Origin of the sequence: Paenibacillus sp. FSL H3-0457 (genome assembly GCF_037981725.1) — a bacterium.
GTDB classification, from domain to species: Bacteria; Bacillota; Bacilli; order Paenibacillales; family Paenibacillaceae; genus Paenibacillus; species Paenibacillus amylolyticus.
Map to the genome: position 1 here is coordinate 1055460 of NZ_CP150283.1, position 18832 is coordinate 1074291.

General features: G+C 45.7%; 18 protein-coding genes. 12 read left to right on the forward strand and 6 right to left on the reverse strand.

Annotated features, from left to right (window positions below; all coding sequences use genetic code 11):
- Positions 1–104: 104 nt before the first annotated feature.
- Complete coding sequence (locus MHH25_RS04770; RefSeq protein ID WP_100527708.1) at positions 105–1091, forward strand: WXG100 family type VII secretion target; 987 nt, start codon at positions 105–107, stop codon at positions 1089–1091.
- Between the two features lie 264 nt (positions 1092–1355).
- Here MHH25_RS04770 and MHH25_RS04775 read toward each other — a convergent pair whose 3' ends face one another.
- The 4 genes from MHH25_RS04775 to MHH25_RS04790 form a co-directional block, all read right to left on the reverse strand.
- Complete coding sequence (locus tag MHH25_RS04775) at positions 1356–2144, reverse strand: formate/nitrite transporter family protein (RefSeq protein WP_036606169.1); 789 nt, start codon at positions 2142–2144, stop codon at positions 1356–1358.
- 75 nt (positions 2145–2219) lie between these two features.
- Complete coding sequence (locus MHH25_RS04780; protein WP_340019308.1) at positions 2220–2450, reverse strand: hypothetical protein; 231 nt, start codon at positions 2448–2450, stop codon at positions 2220–2222.
- Between the two features lie 27 nt (positions 2451–2477).
- On the reverse strand, positions 2478–2696 hold the full coding sequence (locus tag MHH25_RS04785; RefSeq protein WP_083677597.1) for a bacteriocin immunity protein: 219 nt from the start codon (positions 2694–2696) through the stop codon (positions 2478–2480).
- A 392-nt stretch (positions 2697–3088) separates the two neighbouring features.
- Positions 3089–4078 (reverse strand): NAD(P)-dependent alcohol dehydrogenase, encoded by a 990-nt coding sequence (locus MHH25_RS04790; protein WP_340019309.1) that lies wholly within the window; start codon positions 4076–4078, stop codon positions 3089–3091.
- Between the two features lie 181 nt (positions 4079–4259).
- Here MHH25_RS04790 and MHH25_RS04795 point away from each other — a divergent pair, with 181 nt between their 5' ends.
- The 4 genes from MHH25_RS04795 (at position 4260) to MHH25_RS04810 (ending at position 7768) form a co-directional block, all read left to right on the forward strand.
- Entirely contained in the window at positions 4260–5120 is an 861-nt protein-coding gene (locus MHH25_RS04795; protein WP_340019310.1) for a LysR family transcriptional regulator, read from the forward strand.
- 53 nt (positions 5121–5173) lie between these two features.
- Positions 5174–6274: a beta-eliminating lyase-related protein gene (locus MHH25_RS04800; protein ID WP_340019311.1), complete on the forward strand. Its 1101-nt coding sequence runs from the start codon at positions 5174–5176 to the stop codon at positions 6272–6274.
- Positions 6275–6387: 113 nt separating this feature from the next.
- Positions 6388–6858, forward strand: a complete 471-nt coding sequence (locus MHH25_RS04805) for an SMI1/KNR4 family protein (protein WP_340019312.1) — start codon at positions 6388–6390, stop codon at positions 6856–6858.
- A 16-nt stretch (positions 6859–6874) separates the two neighbouring features.
- The gene (locus tag MHH25_RS04810; protein WP_255319910.1) at positions 6875–7768 is read left to right on the forward strand and encodes a LysR family transcriptional regulator; all 894 of its coding nucleotides are present in this window, start codon (positions 6875–6877) and stop codon (positions 7766–7768) included.
- Here the strand turns inward: MHH25_RS04810 and MHH25_RS04815 are convergent.
- Together MHH25_RS04815 and MHH25_RS04820 are read right to left on the reverse strand one after the other, a co-directional pair.
- Positions 7765–8754, reverse strand: coding sequence for an aldo/keto reductase family protein (locus MHH25_RS04815; protein ID WP_340019313.1), 990 nt, complete (start codon positions 8752–8754; stop codon positions 7765–7767). The genes MHH25_RS04810 and MHH25_RS04815 overlap by 4 nt on opposite strands.
- Positions 8755–8859: 105 nt before the next feature.
- The gene (locus MHH25_RS04820) at positions 8860–9894 is read right to left on the reverse strand and encodes a PocR ligand-binding domain-containing protein (protein WP_036606178.1); all 1035 of its coding nucleotides are present in this window, start codon (positions 9892–9894) and stop codon (positions 8860–8862) included.
- A gap of 305 nt (positions 9895–10199) precedes the next feature.
- On the opposite strand from MHH25_RS04820, the gene MHH25_RS04825 reads away from it, so the two are divergent.
- The 7 genes from MHH25_RS04825 (at position 10200) to MHH25_RS04855 (ending at position 18832) form a co-directional block, all read left to right on the forward strand.
- Positions 10200–11342, forward strand: coding sequence for a glycerol dehydrogenase (locus MHH25_RS04825; protein ID WP_017690500.1), 1143 nt, complete (start codon positions 10200–10202; stop codon positions 11340–11342).
- On the forward strand, positions 11342–13111 hold the full coding sequence (gene dhaK / locus MHH25_RS04830; RefSeq protein ID WP_340019314.1) for a dihydroxyacetone kinase subunit DhaK: 1770 nt from the start codon (positions 11342–11344) through the stop codon (positions 13109–13111). Before MHH25_RS04825 ends, dhaK begins: the two co-directional genes overlap by 1 nt.
- Before the next feature lie 393 nt (positions 13112–13504).
- Positions 13505–14542: a siderophore ABC transporter substrate-binding protein gene (locus MHH25_RS04835; RefSeq protein WP_340019315.1), complete on the forward strand. Its 1038-nt coding sequence runs from the start codon at positions 13505–13507 to the stop codon at positions 14540–14542.
- 16 nt (positions 14543–14558) lie between these two features.
- A complete protein-coding gene (locus MHH25_RS04840) occupies positions 14559–15584 on the forward strand; it encodes an iron chelate uptake ABC transporter family permease subunit (RefSeq protein ID WP_340019316.1) in 1026 nt (341 codons plus the stop codon).
- Positions 15581–16645, forward strand: coding sequence for an iron chelate uptake ABC transporter family permease subunit (locus MHH25_RS04845; RefSeq protein WP_307414864.1), 1065 nt, complete (start codon positions 15581–15583; stop codon positions 16643–16645). The genes MHH25_RS04840 and MHH25_RS04845 overlap by 4 nt, the downstream gene beginning before the upstream one ends.
- Complete coding sequence (locus MHH25_RS04850) at positions 16642–17394, forward strand: ATP-binding cassette domain-containing protein (RefSeq protein ID WP_340019317.1); 753 nt, start codon at positions 16642–16644, stop codon at positions 17392–17394. The genes MHH25_RS04845 and MHH25_RS04850 overlap by 4 nt, the downstream gene beginning before the upstream one ends.
- Positions 17395–17653: 259 nt before the next feature.
- Entirely contained in the window at positions 17654–18832 is a 1179-nt protein-coding gene (locus MHH25_RS04855; RefSeq protein ID WP_340019318.1) for an alanyl-tRNA editing protein, read from the forward strand.

Below are 18832 nucleotides of genomic sequence, written 5' to 3' on the forward strand. Positions count from 1 at the left end.
GGGAACAGGATCATGACAAGTTGGTCGAGATCTGGGAGAGTTCTGTTCGGGCAACACATTGGTTAACCACGGGATATAAATGACCACGAAGAGGAGTGTGCAGGATGACACAGATCAAGGTGACACCGGAACAACTGGAGACGGTCAGTGGACAGTTCGCTCAGGCACATCAGCAATTATCGGGCTTCATGTCCACATTGGACGGCAAGATGAGTGTCATGCGCAGCAACTGGGATGGCATGGAGCGTGAGCGTTTTTATAACGATTATTCAACGGCTCAAGGCACGATGAAATCTGTTCTGGAACTGGTTCTGTCCATTCAGTCGGAGCTTAAGAAGATTGCCGAGCGTTTCCGCACGACAGATGAAGAGGCGGTGAGCCAGGCAATCATGACGGCGCTGACCGCAGCGCGGGCGCTATCAACCATGGGCAAAAATAAAGGCGATGATCTGGACAAAACGCCAGGTCCACCAAAGAACATGGATGAATGGGATGAGAAGGATGCCGAGAAATACCAGAACTATGAGGAAATGCTGAAGAAAGCCAAAGAGATGGGTGACGAAGAACTGGCGCAGCAGATTCAGGCCAGCATGAACATCATTCGGCTTCAGTACGAAGATGTAATCTATCAGACTGACCCCAATACGGGCAAGACGGTGAAAATTACCGAGGATTCCATCGTAGGTACGTATCAGGTGAAAAGCGACAAGGGCGAAACAACCACCATCAGTCTGGATAAACAGGGCAATGTGGTGGACTATAGCAAGGATACGGAAAAGTATAGGTATTCGGAGCAAACGCACACGACCAGTCAAGGCGAGCATCTCTTTGGCAAAGCAGCACAAACGGCTACAGCCTACGGGATTGGTCTGCTGCTCACAAGCAAGACGGGCTCTGCCTTTACAGAACATGCCACTGGACTTGGTTCTTCCTTCGTCGCGGACAAATTCCTGTTCTCCGTGCCGGAAGAAGGCGAGACACGTACGATGATTTACCGTACCAATAAGGAGACGGGCAAAATTGAGAATATGATCGTGGTCACGCGCGGCGACAACGATATTGAATATACTCCGTGGCGGGAGTACTTCTAAGCCACGGATGGGGTTGGCAAGCGGGCAACACAGGGCTACCTGGTTGCGGCCCGCTTGCCGACCCACCGCATGGAGCCATGTGATTGTGTATCATATGGCTATGCGTGTGGAGGGCAGGCGGCTTATCCGTGAGCCTGCCTATAGAGAAACACCCCGGCAACCTTTTCCCTGAGATGGGAAGGGTGCCGGGGTGTTTTGGGTTTTTCTTACCGATTCGCCACGGTCGAAGGACCGGGCCGGAAGGAGGGCTTTTTTTGCCAGAGATTAATGCGTCTCTTCATCCAGAAACGGTTTGTTCACCGCATAATACATGAAGCCCATCAGCAACACACCGCCCACGAGATTACCCAAAGTCACGGGAACCAGGTTGTGGATCACACCTTCAATTGAGATCGTCCCCGGATGGTTCAGCACGAGTGCAATCGCGAACGTACACATATTGGCGATGCTGTGCTCGTATCCCGAGATGAAGAAGCAGAACACAAAGAGCATCATGGCAAACATTTTGGCTCCATTCTCCTTCATGAACATCGGAACAAAGAACGCCATACACACAAGCCAGTTACACAGGATTCCCCGGAAAAAGAGCTGCATGGTTGGAACTTCCATCTTGTGTTCTACCACGCTTAACAGAAAACCATTCACCTGAGACGAATCGAACAATCCGGTCAGGTAGATTAACAGGGCAAACACAGCTGCGCCCATCAGGTTACCGCTATAACTCGCAATCCACAGTTTGATCACTTCGAACCAGCGCAGTTTCTTGCGCAGCGCCGCATACGTGTAATAAAACGTATTGCCCGTGAACAGGTCACCCCCGCCATAGGCGATCAGAATGATGGCCGCGCCAAACGTAATTGCCGCCATCGGATAGGTAAACGGGGACTGCTCCATATAAAAGAAGTTACCTGTCTTAAACGCCACGATGACGCCGAATCCGATAAACATACTGGCCAGCATGGAGCGTGCGAGGTACCTGATTAAACTTTGTTTGTAAATCTTGTGTTTCTTCAGAGCTAGTTGTTCCACGTTGCGTAAAGCTTCCGTTTCCATAATTCTCCTCCAATAGCATGGTGTCTTGCTTACCATTATAACGAAATTATGGAAATTAGGGAGGGTAAACTTGGTTTATTGATTATTACTTCGTTGTTTCGAATGCAGTACCCGTATTGCAGAAGAGCCAAAATCAGGATCGGATTGAAGCGATTCTAACGCGGATGCTGCACCATTAACTTGTTGATGTGCAACAAGAATAGCAAAGGCAGCTCCTCTGACTAATATGTTTTCTTCACCACTGATTTCGTTAAAATCAGGGTGTTCATTGTTGTTATTATGATTTAAATCAGACATGTCAGACATATCCTACCGTTCACCTCCTGAAGAATATTATGGCTTGGGCGGGAGAATGATCGGACGGGAAGCCAAGGCTTCTTCCACAATCTGTTCAGGCGTCAGGTCTCGATCATCCCAGAAAATCAGATTACTGATCTCTGCATGTGGAACCTGTTGCTGTAGCTCCGTTAACATGTCATCCAACTCGGCTTCCGTTCCTTCGGCATCCATCAATTTGCGGACCAATTCGACCAAATGTAATCGATTGTCCATATCGATACCTCCTGAATGATTCATAGTGTGAAAAAACTAGTCTTTCATGGGTTGATTCAATGGATCATATATAATGAGCGCCGGAAAAAAATTGGGCTCAAGCATCAGACTAATGCGTTGTTCGTCTTGATCAGTATAAGAAATGATATAGTTTCCGAAATGAGACTCGTAGATGAAGTCTTGGAATTGAAAGGAATGTTCGGGATACTTTATCTTCACATATAACGTAGTAACTCCTCGGGCTAAGGTTTCTTTTAACATAGGAATTTGGGCCACAATGATAATAGCAATAAGGACAATTAGTATACGTTTAGCGAGACGGGTCAGATGGATTCACCCCATTATCTAAATCAATTTTCAACAATTCATGAAGGCCCATCTCAAAATAGATATCACTCCATAAGGATAGCCAGATTACCAAATTGCTCGCCTTTTTCCATACGTTCGAACGCTTTCGCCGCGTCCTGTAACGGATATACGCCATCAATTACAGGATGTATGTCATGTTGCTCCACGAATTGCAGCATCTGGATAAACTCCTCACGGCTGCCCATAGAGGTGCCGATCAGACTGATCTGCGGGAAGAAGATAGAACGAATGGGTACAGTCAGATCATCCCCCGAGCTTGCACCATACATCACGATACGTCCACCTGGTCTGATTATATCAAAATATTTTGGGAACATGGCTTGTCCGATGCTATCCAAGATGATGTCCACAGGTTCCAGATCGTTCTGCGTACTCCAATCGGCATGACTATCCAATGCATGGGTAGCACCCAAGCGCAGTGCCTCATTTCTTTTGGCTTCACTTCTGGAGGTGACGGTCACCTTGGCACCTGCCGCAACCGCCATGAGCAGGGCATAGGTTGCTACACCACCGCCAATACCGGGAATGAGCACATGTTCACCTTTCTTCAATACACCGCGAGTGAATAAGGCGCGATAGGCCGTCAGGGCTGAAAGGGACAGCACACCTGCTTCCTCCCAGGATAGGTGGGCTGGCTTAGGCAGGGCATTTTCAGCAGGCAACGTTATATATTGAGCCAGTGTTCCATCCATAGGGCCACCAACAATATCGGGTACGGTGGGCACTTCAGATGCATGTTCCCAACCGAGCGTAGGATGGATAATGACTTCATCTCCTATCGCGAACCCTCTTACGCTTTCGCCAATCGCTACGATAATACCTGCTCCATCGGAACCGGGAACGAGTGGGATGTCCTGAGGGCCGCGTCCTGCCATGATGAATAGATCCCGATGATTGATACCAGCGGATTTTAATTGAATCTGCACTTCCCCGGCTTCTGGTGCCCGAGAGATTGACTCTGTATATTGAAGACCTGCAAGGCCGCTCTGGGCCGAATGGACAATAGCTTTCATGTTCAATATTCCTCCTGTCTGTGTAGCTAGATTTCACTACTGAGCCTCATTGTACAGACGGAGCAGATTCACGTAAAATGAACAAAAATGATTGTCAGTATCATTAAAAATAATAGATAAGCACTTTGCATGAATCGGATGATGCAGAATGCCGATATAACGACGAGCAGGTGATCAGAGTATGGATGCAGGTGATTTGAAAATATTTCAGGCGGTTGCCCGCGAAGGTAGTATCAGTAAAGCTGCGCTCTCACTTAATTATGTGCAATCCAATGTAACAGCACGGATTAAACAGTTGGAGACCCAACTGCAAGTACCGCTATTTCATCGTTCCAATCGGGGGATGTCGCTTACACCAGCAGGCGAGAACCTGCTTGGGTATGCGGATAGAATATTAGAATTATTATATGAAGCAGAGCAGGCCACGCAAGTGGGTAACCCACCAGCTGGCATGCTTCGTCTGGGTGCAATTGAGACAGCAGCTTCCACTTTCCTGACGCCGCTCTTGGCTGAATATACTTCATGCTACCCGGAGGTACAGCATTCGCTTGTCACGGGTGGGACCCATGAACTGAACCAGAAGGTCATCCAACATGAATTGCATGGAGCCTTAATATATGGCCCGATTGATCATCCTGAGCTGAAATATATGAAGATGTATGACGAAGAATTGGTGTTGATCGCTGAACCTGGAGTACATGAGATGTACACGTTATTGTCTAAGCCGATGTTGTTTTTTGAGATCGGATGCACACATCGCGATCAGGCGGAATCCTTTTTGAAAGATCAGGGTATCCACACGCTTAACATCATGGAATATGGAACACTGGACACGATTCTGAATGGTGTATCTGCCGGGCTCGGTGTATCATTGCTGCCACGTTCTTCGGTTACCAAAGCAGAATCAAGAGGCGAGATTGCAGTGTTATCTTTGCCTGATCCCTATTGCCGGTTGGAAGTAGGATTTGTGTATTCCCGTGGTGAACATATATCTAGTGCGCTCAGCGCATTGGTTGAGATTATTACAGAACCAGAACTATAAGAGGTTGTTCAAAATTCCGTTTATGAACATGCACTATAAAGGAGTGAGTGATCTTGAAAGAAACTGCGTTAACGTTGGCTGATGCCTTTAATCAGGCAGATTTTATTGTGGGCGGTCACGGCAGTCGCCAAGTGAAGGTGCTTCAGCACGTACTGGACCAGATCGATGGGGAGTTGTTCAGTGACCACTACGGCAACGGCCCCCTCATTGAAGAATTTCAGGAACAGATGGCTGACGTTCTTGGCAAGGAATCGGCGGTATTTTTCCCAAGTGGAACGATGGCACAGCAGATTGCATTACGAATCTGGTGTGACCGCAAAGGTGTAAAACGAGTAGCTTACCACCCTCTGTGTCATCTGGAAATCCATGAGGAAGACGGATTGAAAGAGTTACACCAGATTGAATCGATTTTGCTGGCGGACAAGGATCGTTTGATTCGTTTGGAAGATGTACAAGCGCTTGACCAGGACATTGCCTGCCTGCTGTTGGAACTGCCGCAACGCGAGATTGGTGGGCAATTGCCAGCATATGAAGAACTGGAAGCGATATCGGCCTATTGCCGTGAACGCGGGATTAAGCTGCATCTGGACGGGGCACGCCTGTTTGAGATCACTCCCTATTATCAGAAAACGCCTGCGGAGATTTGCAGTCTGTTTGATACGGTGTATGTATCCTTTTATAAAGGCATTGGAGGTATTGCGGGGGCTATATTGGCGGGAGATCCCGATGTGATGCAAGAATCGAAAGTATGGAAACGTCGGCACGGCGGAGATCTGATCGGCCTGTATCCGTATATTCTGAGTTCTCAGTATTATTTCAATGAACGGATTGGCAAAATGGAGTTGTATTACGAGCAGGCTCAAGAACTGGCCTTCTTACTGAATGCGTGTCACGGGATACAAACGTTGCCCGAGGTACCTGTATCCAATATGTTCCATGTGCACTTTGCGCTCGCTGCTGCCGAAGTTGAACCAATTCTTGTGCAAATGGCTCAGCAGTATGGCATAGGATTGACTTCATATCTGAACAAAACAAGTGGGAACAGCTGTGCCTTTGAATTGTCTACGGGTGATCGTTATGAGAAAGTTCCTCAGGACAAGTTGCGTGCAGCACTGGAATGGCTGGATCAAGAGTTGCGTAAACAGGTGAGATAAGAAGTTGATTTTAATGCTCGACTCTTGTTTGGGTAAGGTGTTGCGCTTCAAGGAGAACTATTGAATTCACAACGGCTTATCAGTGGAGAAAAGTACCTTAAGGGGGAGTTTAAGTGACGTCAATAGAATTGAAACCGATTCGTGATCTTTTGGTAAAAGCCTACGATACAACAATGGGAGATGGGTGTACTCCTGATACGCAACAGAGCATTGAGGATTTTGAGCAAAAGTATAATGTGAAACTGCCCGCAGCGTATCGCGCACTTTTGCTTGAATTCGGTGCATGTAATTTCGGCGACCCTGCCTTGTATTCAGTGAAAGAACTGAGCTGGGCTTATTCGGATTTTTTGGAAGTATACCGTGAATATGAGAAAGAATACGAGCTGCCAGCTGACCTCCAGCCTTTCCCGATTGGTGGATTTGGTGAAGGAAGTATGGCTATACTGGATCAAAATTCAGGCAAGGTGCTGATGTTGATCCACGATGCAGGGGAAACTCCTCTGCGGGAAATTGCTGTGGACTTTAATGAATTGATGACGATGCTGGCTGAGTCGGCAATCTGGGTTCAGGAACAGATGAATTAACAAGGTAGACGGAAGGATGCGCAATCGGCTTATGGATATTCGGAAGTTAAGATACTTTATCACGGTGGCAGAAGAACTTCATTTCCACCGTGCAGCGGAAAAATTAAATATGACGCAACCACCGCTGAGCCAGCAGATTCAGAATTTAGAGGATGAGCTTGGCGTGAAGCTGTTGGAGCGCACCAGAAAAATGGTTCGTCTCACCCCGGCAGGTGCGGTATTTCTGGAACAGGCCAGGCTAATCATGGCCCAGCTTGAACGATCCATTCAGCTTACGCAAAAAGCAGATCAGGGCATCATCGGGCATATAACCATAGCCTTTGTGGATTCGGCTTCGGGGAGCATTATGGTGGATGTTCTTAGGAAATTTCGCGCTGCGTATCCTCAGATTGAATTGACGCTGCGTGAGATGACCTCATCCCAACAATTGCAGGCACTGGAAGACGGACAGATCCATATTGGATTTTTGAGATATCAGGAAGATACTCGTCATGTCTCGTTCCGCCCCTGCCAGATGGAAACGTTGATTGCTGTATTGCCAGATCATCACCCGAAGGCTTCTCAGACTCAAGTTTCAATTCGAGAACTGGCGGATGAAGATTTTATTTTATTCCCACGGCATCTGGGTTCTCCGTTCCATCGTCTCGTTCTGGATTATTGCAGGGAGCATGGCGTAGATCCTCGAATTACGCAGGAAGCGATCCAAATGTATACGATTGTGAATCTCGTTGCGGCGGGCATGGGCATTTCCATTGTCCCGTCATCGGTGGATGTGTTCCAGCGAAAGGGTGTAGTCTTTCTCCCATTAGAAGAAAATCCGCCCTCCGTACCGTTGTATACGGCATGGCGGACGGATATGAATCAGGAAGTAGTGTCCCGCTTTATGGGCATTGTTGATGAATGTGTTTAACCCGTCTTGGCTGGATCACGCTCAATCCACGGATTCAATATTTCATCAATACGAGTCATGATCGCAGAGTCCAGTTTCACACCGGAGGCTTTTACATTTTCCAATACCTGCTCTGGCCGGGATGCACCGATAATGACGGAACTAACATACGTATGCTGAAGAACCCACGCCACAGCGAGTTGGGGGAGAGTTAGACCAATCTCTTTAGCGAGTGGAACAAGTTGTTGCACACCGGTAAGAACATCTTCACGTAACCACTGACCAGCCAGTTTATTGAAAAAGGGTGCTCCTGCCTCAGCAGCTGCACGTGATCCGGTGGGCAATGCTGCGTTAGGCGCATATTTGCCTGATAGTATACCCTGAGCAAGAGGAGACCATGTAATCTGTCCAAGTCCTGCTTGGTCGCTTGCAGGCACCACTTCTTGCTCAATCACACGCCATAACATTGAATATTGGGGCTGACTTGCAATGAAGGGTATATGAAGTTCCTTCGCCAAAGCGGCTCCTCGTGCAATCTGATCCGCGTTCCATTCACTTACGCCAATGTAATGGACTTTGCCCTGACGCACCAAATCGGAGAATGCCAGAAACGTCTCTTCCAGCGGAGTGTTGTAATCATAACGGTGAGCGTAATAGACATCGATATAATCCGTCTGTAACCGCCGTAATGAACCATTGCAGGCTTCCATGATGTGTTTACGTGAAAGTCCGCGGTCATTATGACCTGTGCCGGTTGGGTGACAGACTTTGGTGCATAGTTCAATACTTTCTCTTCGTACATCCTTAAGAGCCTGTCCTAACACGGATTCTGCCTTGGTATTGGAGTACACATCTGCGGTATCAAATGTGGTAATACCTGCATCCAATGCGGTTCGCACACAAGCTTCTGCTATTCCATCCTCGACTTGCGCTCCATGCGTAATCCAGTTGCCGAGTGAAATCTCACTGACGGTTAATCCACTGTTTCCTAATTTGCGATATTCCATTCATGTCGCCTCCCTAAGTCATCTGGACTCCATTGTAACAATGGCAGATTAATAGGTGAAATATCTTTTAACCTCATCTTTGATACGAAAAAAGTATCAGTGAATCTACATTTTCTCTTGGAGGTATTTGCGATAGAGAGCAGGCGTAATTTCCTCGAACTTTTTGAATATTTTGATAAAATATCCCGATTCATTAAATCCCAGCTCATCACTGATCTGTGAGACAGGCATGTCGGTGACCTCCAGCAATTGCTTGGCCCACTTAATTTTGAGTTTAGCCAGGTAGGTAGTAAAGTTCTCACCCGTTTCCTTGGCAAACAGTCTGCTGAAATAACTCGGACTCAGGTGGCATAGATCGGCCATTTGTTTGAGTGAAACCTGCTCACTCTTGTGACTGTGAATGTATTCAAAAGCAGGCTGAAGCACCGGGCTGGAGCTTTCCGTATCACTTGGGCTGTTCTTCAGATAAGCATCCGCTATCGCATTGGTCATCTCTTTTTTGATCGACTCGATATTACGAATGGAGTAACCCGGCAGAATGGTGGAGAGGTTTAGAGTCTCCTGATTGCCTGAAGCTTTTTCGAACATTTCAACTAACAGATTTTTGTTTAGCGCTTCTTCCACAATGTAGTTGCAGAGCAGGGATAACATGTTAGAGATTTTCACAATCTCTTCATAGGTCATCACAGGTAGCTGGGCGTAATCATCCTTTAATTCCTCCAGCTTGGCTGCATGCATGGGTACGTTTTTGGACGTGACAATTTGCTCCAAGTCGCTACCCTTTTCCGGATCGGCGAGTTTCACTTGTCCTGCCATGACGGCGCCGATATATTTGCCATCAATCGTGATCGGAATCGCGATATCTATAATATTGAAATGGCATAAATACACATAAGGTTCATTCAATCGAACGGCTTCCAGACCACCGCGTGAATCACATTTTTGACAGTAGGGGAGAAGCTCCGGGTCTTTACGGACATTCTGGCAGAAAGCCTGACAGCTGCTGTGACTGGTTACGGGAATGCCTTTATAATCAACGGTGAGGATCGCCAGTTTGGTTACTGTTGCGAGAGAATCTTGTAGACGCTTCCATTTATTAAGGTCCAGAATTTTATTGATATGCAGATATTCTTTGATCATTGGTGCAACCTCCATAGGCTAACCAGATTCATAATTTAGGCCGTTAAAAGTTAGCAAGTTGTACATATTAAGATGTAATGATGACGGGTAATGTATAATGGGAGGTCAAAATTCAACCATCTCATGACAATAAGATACCATGATTGTGCCAAAAAGCAAAAAATTACGATTGTAAATTATAATAATTTGTTATCAAAGTCCACTGCAAACCTGTTGCTTATGCGTTATATTAAGGTCAATTGTAAGAAATTAAAATTTGATGTAATCACTAAACCAATTCATATCATTAGGAGGCATATAATATTATGAGAAAAGCATTTATCAGCCCAACCAAATATGTACAAGGCGAAGACGAGTTGTTGAACCTGGGGTACTTTGTTAAATCCTTCGGAGAATCTGCTTTGCTGATTGCACATCCGGATGATGTACAGCGTGTCAAAGCAAAGCTGGATGCAACAGCCGAGAAATTTAATATTACGTTTGTTGAAAGCGGTTTTAAAGGGGAATGTTCCCGTGAGGAAGTTGCTCGTCTGCAAGCGATCGCGAAGGAAAAAGGATGTGACTCTACCATCGGTCTTGGTGGCGGTAAAGCCATTGATGCGGCCAAATGTGTAGCAGAAGGCGAAGCACTGATCATCTGCCCAACGATTGCGGCAACAGACGCACCGACAAGTCACTCGGCTGTATTGTACACACCGGATGGTTCTTTTGATGACTATGCTTACTTCAAACAAAGCCCAAGTGTGGTTCTCGTTGATACAACCGTAATTGCCAATGCACCAACACGTTTCCTCGTATCCGGTATGGGAGATGCGCTCTCTACATACTTCGAAGCAAGAGCAACAGCGAAATCTTATTCCCGTGTAAACGCAAGTCTGCCAATGGGTTCCCGCGAAGGATACACACCCTCTGCAGTAGGTACCAATGCGGCACTTGCACTGGCAAAATTGTGTTATGAAATGCTGCTGACTGACGGTGCAAAAGCGAAAGTAGCGAGTGACAGCAACGTTGTGACACAAGCCTTGGAAAACATCGTTGAGACAAACATTCTGTTGTCTGGTCTTGGATTCGAAAGTGGCGGACTGGCCGCAGCACATGCAATTCACAACGGTTTGACTGTTCTGGAAGGCACACATCATTTCTTCCACGGTGAAAAAGTATCCTTCGGTACAATCGCACAGCTCGTCCTTGAAAATGCACCAACCGAAGAGCTGCATGAAGTCATGGACTTCTGTCTCGAAGTGGGACTGCCGATCAGCTTGGCGGATATCGGTGTAGATACGATTAGTCAGGAAGAACTGTTGAAAGTGGCAGAGATCGCTTGTATTCCGGAAGAATCCATTCACGCCATGCCGTTCCCAATCACCGTTCCTGAAGTAGCTGCTGCCATTGCAGCGGCTGACCGCATGGGCCGTGAGTACAAAGCAGCTCGCCGGGAGGTAAAATAATGAAGAAAATTATTAACCAGGCCGAACATGTTGTTATGGAAATGTGCAACGGGATTGCGCTTGCACACCCGGAGCTTGAATTTCTGAAAAAATATAAAGTCATCAAACGCAGAGAGATTCAGGCCGATAAAGTCAGCCTGATCAGTGGCGGAGGCAGCGGACATGAACCGGCTCACGCTGGTTATGTGGGTAAAGGCATGCTGGATGCAGCGGTGTGTGGAGATGTATTCGCATCTCCTTCCCAAATCCAGGTGTATCAAGCGATCAAGGCAACAGCCAGCAACAAGGGTACACTCTTGATCATCAAGAACTACAGCGGCGACATGATGAATTTCAAGAATGCAGCACATCTGGCTGAAGAAGATGGCATCAACGTACAGTATGTGCGTGTTGAGGATGACATCGCTGTACAAGACAGTTTGTATACCGTTGGGCGTCGCGGCGTTGCCGGAACTGTACTGGTTCACAAGATCGCCGGAGCAGCAGCCGAAGAAGGCCGCAGTCTGGCAGATGTGAAATCGGTTGCTGAGAAAGCAGCTCAGAACGTGCGCAGTATTGGTTTTGGATTCACATCCTGTACGGTGCCCGCCAAAGGCACGCCTACATTCGAAATTGCTGAAGATGAGATGGAATTCGGCGTAGGGATTCATGGTGAGCCAGGGATTCGCCGGGAGAAATTGGTATCAGCGGATGAGTTGGCAGGACGTATGGTCGAAGCATTGCTCGCAGATATGAAGCTGGATAAGGATGCATCCGCTGAGATTGCGGTGCTGGTGAATGGTTTTGGTGCAACGCCACTGCAAGAACTATACCTGCTCAACAATTCCGTTCAGCGTGAGTTTGCTGGACATGCAGGTCTGAAGGTCGCTACTACGTTTGTAGGCAACTACATGACAAGTATCGATATGGCGGGTGCGTCAGTTACGATCCTGAAACTGGATGATGAACTAAAAACGCTGTTGTTCAAGGAAAGTGATACACCTGCATTTAAAGTATCCGGCCCTCCAGCAGCACAAGTGGCGTATTCCGAAGCGCTGGAAGCTGTTGTGGGTGAAGACGCTCCTGTATCTTACGAAGTGGAGACGGATGCATCAGCTGCGGTAATCAAAGGCAATCAATTTTCACTGGACAATGTCGTCTATCTGATCGATAAAATGGGTGAGATCATCATCAAGAATGAAGTACCATTCTGTGAACTGGATTCCCATGCCGGTGATGGCGATTTCGGTATGAGTGTGGCAAAAGGCTTCCGCCAGTTGAAACGCGAATGGAATCACATCATTAACGAAGATAAAAAAGACATCGGATCATTCCTCGATGCATGTTCCTTGGTCATCATGGAATATTGTGGCGGCGCATCCGGCCCAATCTGGGGTTCGGCATTCCGTGCGGCTGGCAAAGCAGTAGGGGATAAACAGCAATTAAACGTTGCTGAATTCGCCGAGATGATCCATGCATCGGTGCAAGGGATTCAGTCTACAGGAGAACGTTCCTTCGGACGTGGCGCCGTTGTAGGTGATAAAACCTTGATCGATGCACTCGTTCCGTGTGCCGATTCCTGGACACAAAGCGCGGAGTCTGGCGATGACTTCAAAACAGCATTTGCCAAAGGTGCAGCAGCAGCCGTTGAAGGTGCGAAGAAAACGGAAGACATCGTGGCACGTATGGGACGTGCAGGTGCCGTCGGCGATCGTAGTCTGGGCTACCCGGATGCTGGCGCGTATGCGCTGGGTGTTATTTTCACAGAATTATCTGAGTCGATGAAATAAAAATTTTGGTGAAAAATTAACACATTTCGATGAGAAATATAAATGTATAAAGAGCTCTTACCGCAAAAGAAGTATCACACAGTGATGCTTCTTTTTTTGTATTGAAATGTCGATTTTTATGCATATAAATACATATAATGGAATATTTGGTTCATAATTTCGCCATGAATTAAAACAATTAGGTTGTTGAAAATGCCTTCTAACTTGTTATAATATAACCTATTGATATTGATAATCACTATCATTTGTTGTTTTGTTACTCAGCACTACAGTGAAAAGGGGTTAAGTTTATTTTCTAAATTTACGTCTGAGGAGGTATATGATACTGAGTTTATCCAACACAGTACGCTGCGTGGGAATCCAAATTTTTAAATCTAGGGGGATATAAATTAAATGAGAAAGTCTATTTCTTCAAAATTAATGTTTATCATGGTTGCAGCTTTAACTTTGGTGTTGGCAGCTTGTTCAAGTAATGAACCTGCTTCGACGGATACTGCTAATACAGAGGCTGCAACTTTCGATGCTGCTACTACAGCTACAGCCACAACAGTTGAAATTACGGATGCTCATGGAACGGTAACTGTGCCTGTAAATCCAACGAAGGTCGTTGCTCTGGATAACAGAACATTTGAGACTCTGTCCACTTGGGGCGTCAAATTAGCAGCAGCGCCGAAGGATGTAATGCCTGCGGATTCACCATATGTGGCAGATGAATCGGTACAAAATATTGGAAATCATCGGGAACCAAATCTTGAGCTTTTGGCATCGATTCAGCCTGATCTTGTCATTGTTGGTCAACGATTTGCTGGCTACTATGAAGACATCAAAAAATTAGTACCTAATGCAGCAGTGATCGACCTTAATATTGAGCTTGAAGAAACAGCATCACCTGGAGAAAACTTTGTTAATGGACTTAAAGATGCAACAACCAATTTGGGAAAGGTTTTCGAGAAGCAAGAGGAAGCTGCCCAACTGATTGCTGATTTTGATAAAGCTATTGAAGAAGCTAAGGCCGCTTATAATGGTGAAGATAAAATTATGAGTGTTGTCGTTTCTGGTGGAAACATCGGTTTTTCGGCTCCTCTTACTGGACGTGTGTGGGGACCATTGTATGACATTTTCGGCTGGGTTCCGGCACTAGAAGTGGACAAATCTTCTTCTGATCATCAAGGTGATGATATTTCTGTTGAAGCGATTGCCCAAAGCAATCCGGATTGGATTTTCGTACTGGATCGGGATGCAGCCGTATCTGCTGAAGAAGGTGCCGTTCCGGCTCAAGACGTTATTGATAACTCACCTGCTCTGAGAAACACCACTGCTATTACTCAAAAACAAATCGTTTATGCTCCAAACGATACGTACACCAATGAATCCATCGAAACGTTCTTGGAGTTGATTAACAACCTTACGAAAGCTTTAGCTAAACAGTAAAAAGGAGTATGCTGCAGTGCAGAAAAATTTAATGACAAAATTAGCTGGGGTTGAGAATTCTCAACCCCAGCGTCATAATCCCAAAAAGCTATGGACCATACCTTTTATCATTTCGATTCTAGCCACTATTATTTTAGGCATTACATCACTGCTTATTGGAGTCTATGACATACGAGGACAAGCGGATGGAATGGAGATGTTCTTCATTACTCGTGTCCCACGAACTGTTGCATTAATGCTTACCGGTGCCGCCATGGCAATGGCAGGACTGGTCATGCAGCTTATTACACAGAATCGCTTGGTGGAACCTACCACCACCGGAACAATGGAATGGTCAGGACTGGGGATCATGTTTATTTATCTGGTCTTTCCTGCTCCGAGCTTAACGCTAAGAATGACTGGTGCAATCATTTTTTCTTTTATAGGAACGATGATTTTTTTTATGTTTCTAAAGAAAGTTAAACTCCGTTCGTCTTTAGTTGTCCCGATTATTGGGATGATGCTTGGAGCTGTCATTTCTGCATTTTCAACTTTCGTTGGGCTTGTGTTCCAAATGACTCAAAATATCGAAAGCTGGTTTGCAGGCTCCTTCTCATCTGTGCAAATTGGCAGGTATGAATATTTATGGCTTATCGTATTGGTGACTATTCTTATATTTGTTTTTGCTGATCGGCTGACATTAGCCGGACTAGGGGAAGATGTCGCTACCAGTCTTGGCGTAAATTATGACAGGATCATTCTTTTGGGTACTGCGCTTATTTCACTGGCCGTTGGAATCGTTGCAGCTGTCATTGGGAACTTGCCTTTTCTGGGGTTAATTGTCCCCAATATCGTTTCCATGTTTAGGGGTGACGATCTCAGGAGCAATTTGCCATGGGTGTGCTTATTAGGGATGGGCAGCATCATTGTGTGTGATATCCTGTCTCGTGTCATCATCATGCCTTTTGAAATACCTGTCTCGATGATCCTTGGAACAGTGGGAGCCGTCGTATTTATTGTCATTTTGTTAAGACAAAGGCGGTCAACAAGGAGGGTAAGATGAGCGACTTAGCAAGTAGAAATCCACTAAATATCGAAATCGATTCTAGCCGTCGTCCTAAAAAAAGATCAGCTAGAGCCTTCCGTACCAAGAAAGAAGAAAAGCGTTATTGGATTTTGCTGATAACATTAATTGTTCTGGGCGTTTTTGCATCAGTTGGGCTACTGATTTATAACAATCCGGTCCCGGTGTCTTCGCCTTCTTTCATACCTGTTGTTACAAGAAGGGTAGTTGCTCTGGTTTCAATGCTGATCGCTGCAATTTGCCAAAGTTTATCCACGGTTGCTTTTCAATCGATTACGAATAACAGAATTATAACTCCGTCTCTTTTAGGTTTTGATGCTATTTATTCAACCATTCATACGAGTACTATATTTTTCCTTGGTGCTACGGTATTTGTGAATTTTAGCGGTGTTGATTCCTTCTTATATCAAGTTGCTGCAATGGTCATCATGTGTTTAATCCTTTATGGATGGCTGCTTTCCGGAAAATACGGAAATTTACAACTTCTGCTTCTGGTCGGCATTATCATTGGGACCGGGTTGAGGTCCGTATCTTCGTTTATGAGAAGACTTCTTGCACCGTCTGAGTTTGATATTTTGCAGGCAAGAATGTTTGCTTCCGTGAATAATGCGGATTCTGCCTATTTCCCGATTGCGATTCCTATTGTCATCATTGCAGCAATTCTGCTGCTTGCTAATGCCAAGAGGTTAAATGTACTGTCGCTGGGTAAGGATGTCTCGACTTCCTTGGGAACTAAACATCAAAGTAGTGTGATTTATACGCTGGTCCTAGTTTCCATTTTGATGGCCATTTCGACGGCTTTGGTTGGACCACTTACATTCTATGGATTTTTAGTTGCGATTTTGAGTTATCAGGCCGCGCAAACCTATGATCACAGATATGTTTTCCCAATGGCACTGGCGATAGGGTTTGTGATCTTAACCGGTGCATACTTTGTTATGAATCATGTTTTCAATGCCCAAGGTGTTGTTTCCATTATTATAGAATTGGTTGGCGGACTAACATTTTTAATTGTGATTTTAAGGAAGGGTTCTTTATGATACAGATCAATAATGTCAAAAAAACCTATGCAGCCGAGGTAGAGATAGGCCCTTTGAATATTCATATACCCAAAGCCGGTCTTACTTCTTTAATTGGACCCAACGGTGCGGGGAAGTCAACGACACTTCTGATGATCGGAAGACTTTTGGATTTGGACGAAGGTCAGATCAAGGTTGCCAATATGGATGTTTCCACATCCAAATCAAGGGATCTGGCCAAGATTATAACGGTTTTACGACAAGAAAATCATTTTGTCACAAGGCTTACCGTTAGACAACTTGCTGGATTTGGACGGTTTCCTTATTCTAAGGGAAGATTAACGGATGAGGATGAAGCTATAATCTCTAAATATATTGATTTTCTAGACTTAACTGATCTGGAAAATAGATACTTAGATGAGCTTTCAGGTGGTCAGAGGCAAAGAGCTTATGTCGCAATGGTTTTGTGTCAGGAGACGGAATATGTACTTTTGGACGAGCCTTTGAACAATCTGGATGTTGCGCGTTCTGTTCGGATGATGGAGCATTTGAGATATGCCGCTAATGAATTTGGAAGAACGATTCTGACGGTTATGCATGATATCAATTTTGCCGCCAAATATTCGGATCGAATATGTGCCATGAAAGATGGTCAAATCGCCGCTTTTGGAACCGTAGATGAAGTGATGGACCCCGCAATTTTAACAGATATTTTTGAAACGAAAATTGAAATTATCGATGGTCCGTATGGACCGATAGCGATCTATTAGCTACAAGATAAAATGAAAAGTTGTTTGTTAAAATGGTTTTCAGAAAGTAGAGTGATTATTCACTCTGCTTTTTTTTATTCAATGCCGAGAATCCTCCTGCAAAATTTTCTTTCTTGTTCAAAAGGTATTTTCGCTCACAAATCGTTCTTTTGGGTATGGAAAGCGATTTTGTATGCCATAAATTGGCTTGAGGGTTCCAGATAGTGTAATCTGGAGATTATGAAAACCCATTTGAACGAGAAGGGATCGGGATGATTCAATGACGCAAAAAATCTATTATGACTCTGCTTACACAAGAGAGTGGCATACAACAATTACAGGCAAAGTGGAGAAGGAAGATGGTGTATATGTCACGCTGGCGGAGACTGCTTTTTACCCGCATGGGGGCGGACAGCCTTGTGATCTGGGACAAATTGGTGGCATCGCTGTTCTGGATGTGAACATTGAAGATGGCGAAGTATGGCATAAGCTGGAACGCACCCCTGAAGAGACTGAGGTACATTGTGAGATTGACTGGGAGCGCAGATTCGATCATATGCAGCAGCATACGGGTCAGCATTTGTTATCGGCAATCACGCTAAAGCTTACTGAAGCGATGACACTCAGTTTCCATCTTGGTACGGAGTATGACACGATTGATGTGGCTACGGCTGAACTGGGAGCGAATCAATTAACCGCCATTGAACAAGAAGTGAATCGTCAGATCTATCGTAACGCTCGCATCAACACGTCTTGGGTTACAGCAGAAGAAGCTGCACAGTTACCATTGGTGAAGCAACCTACGGTAACGGAAGACATTCGCATCGTCGAGATCGAGGGTGTGGAGTATAACGCCTGCGGTGGAACGCATGTGTCGGCGACAGGTGAGATTGGGATCATCAAACTGTTGAAAACTGAAAAAGTGAAGGGCGGTACCCGCATTTATTTCAAATGTGGAACAAGGGCTCTAAATGAATTCACAGCTACACAAAACGTGCTCAATAGCATTATGGTTAAATTAAAGACCAGCAAGGACGAGTTATTGGAGCGCATTGAGAAAATGGAGCTGGAGCAAAAGCAGCTGCAAACTGAGCTGAATGCAGTGAAAACAACGAACGATGCCTATTATGCGGAGGAACTTCTGGCCGCTCGGCAAGGGCTGGTGATTGCTCAGGTCTTTGAAGATAAATCGCTCAAGGATATGCAGAGCCTGGCTACGAAGCTGACGGCAGACCATGAGGGGCTTGTACTCTTTGCCAGTATCTCAGAGGCCAAAGTAGTTCTGGCACAGAACGGACAGCCGCCCGAATGGGCTTGTGGACCTTTCTTTAAAGGCAATCTTGGAGCATACCAAGGCAAAGGTGGCGGCAGTGAAAAGATGGCTCAGGCAGGCTTTGCCAGCAGTGAAGATGCGCTTGCCTTTTACGAATTTACCAAGGACCAGTTGGGACATCACTGA

Coding starts and splice junctions, on each gene's coding strand:
- dhaK (WP_340019314.1), top strand. CDS start 11,342: ATGAAGAAAATTATTAACCAGGCCGAACATGTTGTTATGGAAATGTGC.
- MHH25_RS04815 (WP_340019313.1), bottom strand. CDS start 8,754: ATGGAATATCGCAAATTAGGAAACAGTGGATTAACCGTCAGTGAGATT.
- MHH25_RS04825 (WP_017690500.1), top strand. CDS start 10,200: ATGAGAAAAGCATTTATCAGCCCAACCAAATATGTACAAGGCGAAGAC.
- MHH25_RS04785 (WP_083677597.1), bottom strand. CDS start 2,696: ATGGACAATCGATTACATTTGGTCGAATTGGTCCGCAAATTGATGGAT.
- MHH25_RS04780 (WP_340019308.1), bottom strand. CDS start 2,450: ATGTCTGACATGTCTGATTTAAATCATAATAACAACAATGAACACCCT.
- MHH25_RS04790 (WP_340019309.1), bottom strand. CDS start 4,078: ATGAAAGCTATTGTCCATTCGGCCCAGAGCGGCCTTGCAGGTCTTCAA.
- MHH25_RS04855 (WP_340019318.1), top strand. CDS start 17,654: ATGACGCAAAAAATCTATTATGACTCTGCTTACACAAGAGAGTGGCAT.
- MHH25_RS04775 (WP_036606169.1), bottom strand. CDS start 2,144: ATGGAAACGGAAGCTTTACGCAACGTGGAACAACTAGCTCTGAAGAAA.
- MHH25_RS04810 (WP_255319910.1), top strand. CDS start 6,875: ATGCGCAATCGGCTTATGGATATTCGGAAGTTAAGATACTTTATCACG.
- MHH25_RS04835 (WP_340019315.1), top strand. CDS start 13,505: ATGAGAAAGTCTATTTCTTCAAAATTAATGTTTATCATGGTTGCAGCT.
- MHH25_RS04850 (WP_340019317.1), top strand. CDS start 16,642: ATGATACAGATCAATAATGTCAAAAAAACCTATGCAGCCGAGGTAGAG.
- MHH25_RS04820 (WP_036606178.1), bottom strand. CDS start 9,894: ATGATCAAAGAATATCTGCATATCAATAAAATTCTGGACCTTAATAAA.
- MHH25_RS04845 (WP_307414864.1), top strand. CDS start 15,581: ATGAGCGACTTAGCAAGTAGAAATCCACTAAATATCGAAATCGATTCT.
- MHH25_RS04795 (WP_340019310.1), top strand. CDS start 4,260: ATGGATGCAGGTGATTTGAAAATATTTCAGGCGGTTGCCCGCGAAGGT.
- MHH25_RS04770 (WP_100527708.1), top strand. CDS start 105: ATGACACAGATCAAGGTGACACCGGAACAACTGGAGACGGTCAGTGGA.